This is a genomic window from Catenibacterium sp. RTP21428st1_D7_RTP21428_210409 (genome assembly GCF_040227455.1).
GTDB classification, from domain to species: domain Bacteria; phylum Bacillota_I; class Bacilli_A; order Erysipelotrichales; family Coprobacillaceae; genus Catenibacterium; species Catenibacterium mitsuoka_A.
The window spans coordinates 1-9,146 of the sequence record NZ_JBEHVX010000093.1; the positions used below are offsets into that span (position 1 = coordinate 1).

Genomic DNA, 9,146 nt, shown 5'->3' on the forward strand with positions numbered 1-9,146 from the left:
ACTGCCCTTTACAAGTGGAAACCCCCAAATATTTAAAGCGAGTTTTTTATTGACCCCCCTTAAAAATTAAAGGTTCAGTTATTAAGCTCTTTTTTTCTTAAGAAAGATAAATGCAACACAAGCAAGACCCATTAATGTAACCAGTGGTAGGATAGCTGTGCTATCGCCTGTTTTTACATTATCCTTCTTAGTGTCTTCTTTCTTTGTGTTTTCTTTCTTTGTATCTTCTTTCTTAGTGTCATCTTTCTTAGGTTCTTCTGGTTTAGTTTCTACAGGTTTTTCTACTAAAGCATCCATAGCAGACTGTAATGAAGCAATCGCTTCATCAATCTTCTTCTGAGAAACACCATTTGTGTTAGCTACTTCTTTTGCAGCAGCTAAAGCTGATACAAGTTTATTCCAAGAATCTTCTGTATATTTCTTAGAATCTAAGCCTTCAGCCTTAGAGATTAAGGCATTTAAAGTATCTTTGTTAAGTAATGACTTATAAGTAATACCATAACCACGTTTATACTTGATAGTATCAGTATAAAGCTTTGCAGTCATATCATATACAGGAATATCAACTGGAAGTGTTCCCTGAGCACCAAATGTACCTAAAGCAACTTCAATACCTGCAATAATGTTAGGTCCATAAGCAGCTTTAGAAGATGTCACTCCACCAACAATTGCTTCAGTAACATCTACTGAAGAACCTTTACATCCATATACAGCTAAAATAGCATCCGCATTAGCATACATCTGTACATCATATGGTTTATCTACTGACATCACGATAGACTTCTTACCCTTTTCATGAGTATAGTCTACGATATCTTCTACATTTGAATACAACCAATGGTTAGATGAGAAACGACTTGCAGCACTAATTTCTGAGTTAACAAATACTGTATCAGCCCAATCGATATTTTCTTTTACAGCATCCATATTAGAACCATTGTATCTTACTACTTTTACTTCTGCAGAGTCTGGGATAAGTCCTGCTTCTTTAGCACGATTATAACCCATAATCATCTGTGCTCTTTCATTGTCATATGGACAAAGCATTAAGATTTTCTGCTTTTCTTTAACAACTAGAGGTAAAGTATTGTTTTCATTCTTTACAACAGTGACAGCTGCAGCTGCGATTTCTCTTTCAGTTGCTCTATTAGTGGCACTACCTACTGTAGATAAAGCTTTATTTAATGAGAAGTTAGATTCTTTCCAATCTAAGATGCCTCTGTTCTCTTTGACTGTTAAGATTCTTCTGCATCCATCATCTAATCTTGATTCAGAGATTTCACCATTATTCACAGCATTTTCTACATAATCAATAATTGTGTCTAGCTTCTTAACATCTTCCTGGTTATAAAGAACTGTAGGCATACAAATCAAATCAGCACCTGCTTCAATCGCAAGCTTAACTGCCTGTGATTCACCAAATGTATCAGCAATAGCCTTCATGTTCATCGCATCTGTAGTGACTACACCATTAAATCCCATTTCACCCTTTAATAGATCAGTGATGATTGCTTTTGACATAGTCGCAGGTTTCTTTTCTTCATTACCTGTTTTTTCTGAAACAACAGTTGTGTTATCTAATTGTGGATATAAGATATGTGCAGTCATGATCATTTCAATACCCTGATTGATTGCAATCTTATATGGTTTTAATTCATTATTTAATAATTCTGCTTTTGATTTGTTTACGATAGGTAAACCATAATGTGAGTCAGTGGCTGTATCACCATGACCTGGGAAGTGCTTCGCACATCCAATGACATTATAGTCCTTCAAACCAGCAATTGTTGCAGAAGCCATGTTCCCTACTACATCTGCATCATCACTGTAACTTCTTAAACCAATAACTGGGTTGTTGGCATTATTATTAACGTCAACAACAGGAGCTAAGTTAGTATTAATACCAATACTGCTTAATTCACTACCAATAATCTGACCTGCTTTTTTCGCATACTCTGTATTATGAGTTGCACCAAGTGCCATGTTACCAGGTAAAGCTGTACCTGAACCTAAACGGTATACACTACCACCTTCCTGGTCAGCACTAATTAATAGTGGAATACCACCATCTTTTGTAGCTGCTTTCTGCATAGCCATACTTAAGTTGTAAGATTGTTCTGTTTCCTGGATGTTCTGAGCAAAATAAATAAGTGCTCCAAAATCATAGTCTTCGACAATCTTTCTGACTTGGTCATTCATCTTAGTAAATTCATGACCTGTAGTCTGTACACCATCACTTAAGTCTTCATCCCAGTAACGGAAGTCTACCATAAGCATCTGTGTGATCTTTTGTCTTGTACTCATATTAGAGAGTAATTGATCCACTCTGCTTGTGGCATTGACTTTAGATGGCAAAGCCATTGAGAGTGCCATAGCTGTACTAAGTGCTATAGCGGATACTTTCTTCATATCGTTTTCTTCTCCTTTCGAATGTATCTAGCATAGATATTGTAGCGCTTACATATCACTTATACAACATATATTTCATATTCTTAATTTTATTTGTGGAATTTTATTTTGATATAGTATATCTCACTATATATAATAAAAAAGCATGATATACAGAAGATAATATGAGTTTCAGTATTTCAAAGTTTGAAAAAGAACTGTATTTATGTAATATATATGAGATAGTTGAGGTTATGTTAAGGGAGATGGTTAGATGCAAGAAAGGAATAATTTTGCGAAGGGAAAGGTTTCTACACATATATTATCTATTGCAGGACCAATGATCGTAGCACAGTTGATTAATGTACTCTACAACGTGATAGATAGAATATATATAGGACGTATTCCTCATACTTCAACACTAGCTATGGGAGGACTGGGAATATGTCTTCCTATTATTTCTATAGTGATTGCATTTGCGAACTTGTTTGGTATGGGTGGTGCCCCACTTTGTTCAATTGCGAGAGGGAGAGGTAATAATAAAGAAGCAGAAGAGATTATGGGAAATGCTTTCTGTTTGTTAGTACTATTTGGGATTGGTTTAATGATTATTGGTTTTCTTTTTAAGGAGAAAATCATATGGCTCTTTGGAGCAAGTACGCATACTTTTAAGTATGCGAATGATTATTTAACTATATACTTGTTAGGGACTGTGTTTGTGTTAATAGGACTAGGTATGAATAGTTTTATTAATAGTCAAGGATTTGCGAAAATAGGAATGATGACAGTACTGATTGGTGCTGTATTGAATATTATATTGGATCCAATATTTATATTTGTATTAAATATGAATGTGAAAGGTGCAGCACTTGCAACAGTACTGTCACAGTTTGTATCTGCTTTATGGACAATACACTTCTTAAGAAGTGATCAAACAATACTTAAGTTAAAGAAAGAGTGTATGTATTTAAACCCTTATTATGTAAAGCGTATATTCTCTTTAGGGACTGCAGGATTTATGATGGGTATTACGAATTCTATAGTATCTATTGTATGTAATTCTACTTTACAACTATATGGTGGTGATCTCTATATAGCGATTATGACTATTATTAACTCTATTAGAGAAGTTGTGCAGTTACCAGCCCAAGGGTTTGGAAATGCCTCTCAGCCAGTACTAGGATATAATTATGGGGCTAAAGAATATAAACGTGTCTTATCAGCAATACGTTTTGTGACACTCTTATGTTTTGGGACAATGTTTGTTATATGGGTATTAATTACTGCTTTCCCACTATACTTTATTAATATCTTTACTCATGATCCTCATATGACTAAACATGCAATTATTTATATTAGATTATATTTTGCAGGATTCTTTATGCAGTCATTACAGATATGTGGTCAGTCTGTGGCAGTAGGACTAGGCAAATCTAAACAGGCTATCTTCTTTTCTATCTTTAGAAAAGTGATCATAGTAGCTCCTTTGACTATTATTCTTCCACGTTTTATTGGAATTGAAGGTGTATTTATTTCAGAAGCTATTAGTAATTTTATAGGTGGCGGTGCTTGTTATATGACTATGTGGTTAACTATTGGAAAGAGCTTAAAGAAAGAGATTTCTTAGAAAAGAGATCTCTTTTTCTATTATTCTTATGTAATGCTTGTGAATAATATAAATATAGTACTTTCTCCATTGCATCAAACTAACACTAAGAATATCATTGTATATAAGATATATAGTAAGGGAAGGAAAAAATATGAATAAGAAACAGATAATGATAGCTGCAGGTGCAGTTGTATTTATTGGTGTAGGTGCTGCTGCTTATGCGTTAAGTGGTCCTAAACTAGAACTTAAGACTAATAAGGTGAATATAGAATATGGAACTACATATACACCTAAACTTAAGGATATAGTAAAAGACTATAAGGATTTTAATAAAAATGATTTAGAAATAATCAATAAGATACCTAATGAGAAGGATAAGACTTATCCTGCAGTAGGTAAGTATAGTATTACTGTGAAGTATAAGAAGAAGTCTTTGAAACAGAGTGTTATTGTAAAGGATACCAAAGCACCTGAAGTAGTATTACCTGCTGATATAGAGATATTACAGGGTACAGACCTTACTACATTTGATTTCAAGTCTCTAATGAATATTAGTGATCTATCTGAAACAAGTATTGAGATTGATACAAGTAAGGTAGATATGAATGCTGCAGGACAGTATGATTTTAACGTTACAGTGAAAGATAAGTACAATAATGAGAGTAAAAAGACTGGTAAGGTCACTATTATTGCGAAACCAGTGATTAATAATAATGAAGAAGTTGTACATGAGACAGTGAAGAATAAAGATGGTACTACAAGTGTAAAGACTAAGGTACAGAAGAAACAGAGTTCTAATACAAATAGAACTTCTAATAATTCTTCTTCAAACAACAGCAATTCTTCTGGAAGCAGTAATACTTCAGGTGGTTCTTCTTCAGAAACTCATAAAGGATCATTAACAGTTGAAATGGATCCTAAATATCACTGGGAAGGTGATCATTCCTATGGTGATGGTGCAGAAATTAATGGTGAAGACTTTGATAAGTTAACTGGTGGAGATTGGAAGAACTGGGATTATTAAAAATAATATATCTTTCCCTCAGGGAGACTACTATAAGTGCTCTCCCCTTTCTTAAGTAAAACAGTCAGGTTTAGATGCCTGACTGTTTTACATTATCAATAACTTCATTTAGGATTTCGTCTAATTCATCAATAGCATAAACCTTCTTACCTGCTTTACGTTCTTCTTCAACTAATAGAAGTTCTTCTCTTAACTTCAACATCTCTTCCCTATAATCATTATCCATATAAGTTTGGCTATGCTGATTATTATATCATAGTTCTAAATAAATATATTATGCTCATTCACATTTTTACGAATACTATTTGCATTATGTTCTAGATAGTGTATAATATTCTCAATTTTGGGATTAAATTCAGGAGGGTAAAAATGAAAACGAGTAATGGTAAGCAGTTAGCTAAAAAGATGTTAATTGCGATGATTTGTGGTCTTGCCTGTGGGTTTGGCTGCATTATGTTAAGAGAACACTTAATAAGTAGTGGTCAGACTGATCTTTGGACAAAGATCAATAAATTATTCTTTCAGGATATTACACAGCCTACAGCAACTAAAGCTGTTGGGATCTTCTATATTGTAGGTCAGTTATTTGTTAATTCATTACAGCTTATTATTGTACCTATGGTATTTGTATCTATTACATTAGCTATTTCAACTATCACAGATACAAAGAAGTTAGGTAGAATTTCTACTAAGACTATTTTAACTTTCTTTATTACAACTGTATGTGCATTATGTTTTGCAGGTGTAATTGCCTCTATTGTATATCGTTTAGGTTTCTTTAATGCAGTAGGTAAAGCAGCAGTAACTATCCAGCAGGGTTCTACTGGTTCTAACCCATTAAACATTATTTTAAACATTATTCCTAACAATCTTATTTCAGCTTTCTCTACTAATGGCAATGTATTAGCCATTGTATTTATTGCAGTTGCTATGGGTCTAGCAATGAATACATTAGAAGAAGAAACAAAGACTCTAAAGAAGTTATTCGAAGAAGTATCTAAGATTATTACTTTATTCTTATCATTTGTAGTCAATAAGTTTGCCCCTATTGGTATCTTCTGCTTATTAACTAGAACATTCGCAATTTATGGTATTGATTCATTAAGACCAGCACTTGCTTATGTAGTTACAGTTGTTATTGCATTATTTATATATTTATTCTTAGCTTATCCTATCTACTTAATGTCTATGGCTAGAGTAAATCCAAAACCATTCATGAAGAAGATGGTTAAGGTTGCTTTATTTGGTTTCTCTACTTCTTCTAGTGCTGCAACTCTTCCAATCAATAAGAGAACAGTAACTGAAGAATTAGGTGTAAATGATCAGATTGCATCATTTGTATTACCTTTAGGTATGACAATCAATATGGATGGTACAGCAATCATGCAGGTTATTGCAGCTATGTTTATTGCAGCAAGTTCTGGATATAAAGTAACATTCATGTCTATGGCAGTTATTGCAGTACTTGCATTAATTGCATCAGTTGGTACTCCAGCTGCACCAGGTGCAGGTGCTGTGATCCTATTTACTATCTTAACTGGTATGGGTTATACAAACGATGCAGCATTACTTGCATATTCATTAATTCTTTCAATCAATAGACCTATTGAAATGTTAGTTACTTCACTTAATGTAGTTGGTGATGCTTCTACTTCAGTTATTGTAGCTAAGAAAGAAAATATGATTGATCAGGAAGTATATAAAGGGTAATAGTTCTTTCTAGAAAAGGAGTCAGAAAAATTAAATCTGACTCCTTTTATAATACATTAAACAGTCTACCTACCTCTATATACGCAGTGATAAATTTCAATAAACAGTCAAGAATGATGATAAAATCTCTTTAGATGTGAAAGACTAAACGCAACTTTGACAGATCTAAAGTGGAATTTAACGTTTCACTTTAGACATCAAAAAAATCGAATAGTTTACTTGTAATTTTACGATAAGCATGTATAATACTTATAAAGAGAGCTGGAAGATAAGGTGGCTTTTAAAAAGTAGCTTTGTTGAAAGGTTTTCTAATAAGAAAGAGGCTTCTAATGGTGACCTTTAAAAGGTAGCTTTAATTAGAGGCTTTTTTGCTATAAAAAAGAAGAAGCCATATTGCTCTGACTCCTTCAAGTATATGTCCGCAAACATATAACCCAATTACTAATAATATATACTAATACAGAGCGAGTATGCAAGAGGCAGATTAAACTTTCTTATAAAGAATATCATTCTTGTTTAATAGTTCTAATACTTCCTTTATATTCTTAAAGGTATGTGCTCCCTTTTTTATATACTTTCTAGGCCATAAGAGAGAAGATTGTAGTAATGAATAAGGTATCAAGATGTCTCTACCTTGCTTTAGACAGTGATCTGCTTGTCTTAATGCCCCACTTTTCTCTCCTGCTTCCATGATAATAGTTGCGATAGAAATACCACTCATAGTCGCATTTCTAGTAGGGAAATTCCATTTATTTACTTTATTGCAGGGTGGGAATTGTGAGACAACAAGTCCATGTTTTTCAATAGCGAGTTGAAGGTTTTTATTTTCTTTAGGATAGTACTGGTTAATAGGTGTTCCTATGACAGCTATAGTTCTTCCATTGTTTTTTAATGCTGTTTGGTGGGTTATTGTATCTATACCTTTCGCAAGTCCTGCATTGACTACTATATTTCTTTTGACTAATGCTTTTACAAGTATTTCTGTTTTTTCCATTGATTCCTTAGAATCATTTCTACTCCCTACTACACTGACAGACTTTTCATTTAATAAACGTACATTGCCTTTAAGAAATAAATATGGTGGTGCTGTTGGGATGATAGCTAATAGTTTAGAGTATATCTTATCACCTTTCTTAACTAAAATAACGTCTTCTGGGAGTGTTTTGAAACTCTCCTTGACTCTTATTAGATAGGTATGATAGAAATCCTTCTCTGATACGTGTAATTGCAAGGATAAGTAAGGGATATTATGTATTAGACCACTTCTATAATCGAAGTGGTCTAATTGTGTTATGAATTGACTTGTTTTCTTATCGTTACAATTGAAATATTGTTGGATTGTATAATACAAAATAGCATCTCTTACATATACATTATTAATATCCATAGTAGCCTGCCACTCAAAATGTGATTAAATATACTCACATCGAGATAATGTAAGTTCTCACGAACATTACTTACTATGTCATCGTGTATGCTTTGGATTGACCGAAATCATATCTACTCACAAGTTCAAGTACACTCCATAGTCGTAAATTCCCGAAATAGCCTTCGGTACATACCTACGTTTGCGTTCATCTATGCAACTTCGTAAGTTGTAGCATCTCTCAGATTAAGTGCAGCATTGAAATCTCTGTCTTCGATATAGCCACAGTCACATCTGAAAAGTCTATCTGAAAGCTTTAAATCTTTTTTGATATTCTTGCAACAGTGACATGTCTTAGATGATGGGAACCATCTATCTACAATTCGAAGTTCAATTCCATTCTCCTTGCATTTAGCTAGAAGCTTTGTTTTAAATTCATAAAACTTCTGCGAAGCAACTGCCTTTGAAAGATGTCTGTTCTTCATCATCCCTGATACGTTTAGATCTTCAATCGTTATATGAGATGGCTTGGTTTTCACTATCTCTGCGATTATCTTATTGATATGATCAGTACGGATATTGTCAATTCTATGATGAAGTTTTTGTATCTTAAGCCTTTGTTTTTGTATATTTCTTTTTTGAGTGGACTCTCCTTTCTTTAGGTTTTCATACTTACGAGAAAGACTTCTCTGTTCTCGAATAAGCTTTTTTTCAAACTTCTTTAATTTTGCAGATTTATTGATGTTCTTATAAGTCTTGCCATTAGAGACAATCGCAAAGTCCTTTAATCCAAGGTCAATGCCAATTCCTTCACCAGAATTACTGGCTTTCCTTCTATCTGGGATTTCTACAAGAACTGAAACATAGTATCTGTCAGCTTTTATTGAGACATAACCGCTCTTAATTACGTATCCATCTTTTGTAGTTGGAATATATCCTTTCTCTTTGATGCGTACCCAGCCAAGTGACGGGATCTTGATTCTGTGTCTTTCACAAAGGCAGTCTTTTGGATTATTCCTTACAAAATACATTTTCACATCAGATCTGCC

7 protein-coding genes are annotated in these 9,146 nt (G+C 33.5%); 3 read left to right on the plus strand and 4 right to left on the minus strand.

Features of this window, described 5'->3' with window-relative positions:
- Positions 1-81: 81 nt before the first annotated feature.
- Entirely contained in the window at positions 82-2,409 is a 2,328-nt protein-coding gene (locus ABUA27_RS10920; protein WP_349820707.1) for a glycoside hydrolase family 3 protein, read from the minus strand.
- Positions 2,410-2,662: 253 nt separating this feature from the next.
- Here ABUA27_RS10920 and ABUA27_RS10925 point away from each other — a divergent pair, with 253 nt between their 5' ends.
- Together ABUA27_RS10925 and ABUA27_RS10930 are read left to right on the plus strand one after the other, a co-directional pair.
- Positions 2,663-4,015, plus strand: coding sequence for an MATE family efflux transporter (locus tag ABUA27_RS10925; protein ID WP_287968670.1), 1,353 nt, complete (start codon positions 2,663-2,665; stop codon positions 4,013-4,015).
- A gap of 133 nt (positions 4,016-4,148) precedes the next feature.
- Positions 4,149-5,021: a hypothetical protein gene (locus tag ABUA27_RS10930; RefSeq protein WP_349820708.1), complete on the plus strand. Its 873-nt coding sequence runs from the start codon at positions 4,149-4,151 to the stop codon at positions 5,019-5,021.
- A 70-nt stretch (positions 5,022-5,091) separates the two neighbouring features.
- Here the strand turns inward: ABUA27_RS10930 and ABUA27_RS10935 are convergent, their stop codons facing one another.
- On the minus strand, positions 5,092-5,247 hold the full coding sequence (locus ABUA27_RS10935; protein WP_161220338.1) for a hypothetical protein: 156 nt from the start codon (positions 5,245-5,247) through the stop codon (positions 5,092-5,094).
- A 143-nt stretch (positions 5,248-5,390) separates the two neighbouring features.
- Between ABUA27_RS10935 and ABUA27_RS10940 the strand changes: the two genes are divergently transcribed.
- Positions 5,391-6,731 carry a dicarboxylate/amino acid:cation symporter gene (locus ABUA27_RS10940; RefSeq protein ID WP_349820709.1) on the plus strand — a complete coding sequence of 447 codons (1,341 nt, stop codon included), beginning with the start codon at positions 5,391-5,393 and terminating at the stop codon, positions 6,729-6,731.
- A 484-nt stretch (positions 6,732-7,215) separates the two neighbouring features.
- On the opposite strand, the gene ABUA27_RS10945 is transcribed toward ABUA27_RS10940, so the two are convergent.
- Both ABUA27_RS10945 and ABUA27_RS10950 read right to left on the minus strand, forming a co-directional pair.
- Entirely contained in the window at positions 7,216-8,118 is a 903-nt protein-coding gene (locus ABUA27_RS10945) for a DNA-processing protein DprA (RefSeq protein WP_287846499.1), read from the minus strand.
- A 191-nt stretch (positions 8,119-8,309) separates the two neighbouring features.
- Positions 8,310-9,146: RNA-guided endonuclease InsQ/TnpB family protein (locus ABUA27_RS10950; protein WP_349820710.1), on the minus strand; the 837-nt coding region annotated here is incomplete at its 5' end.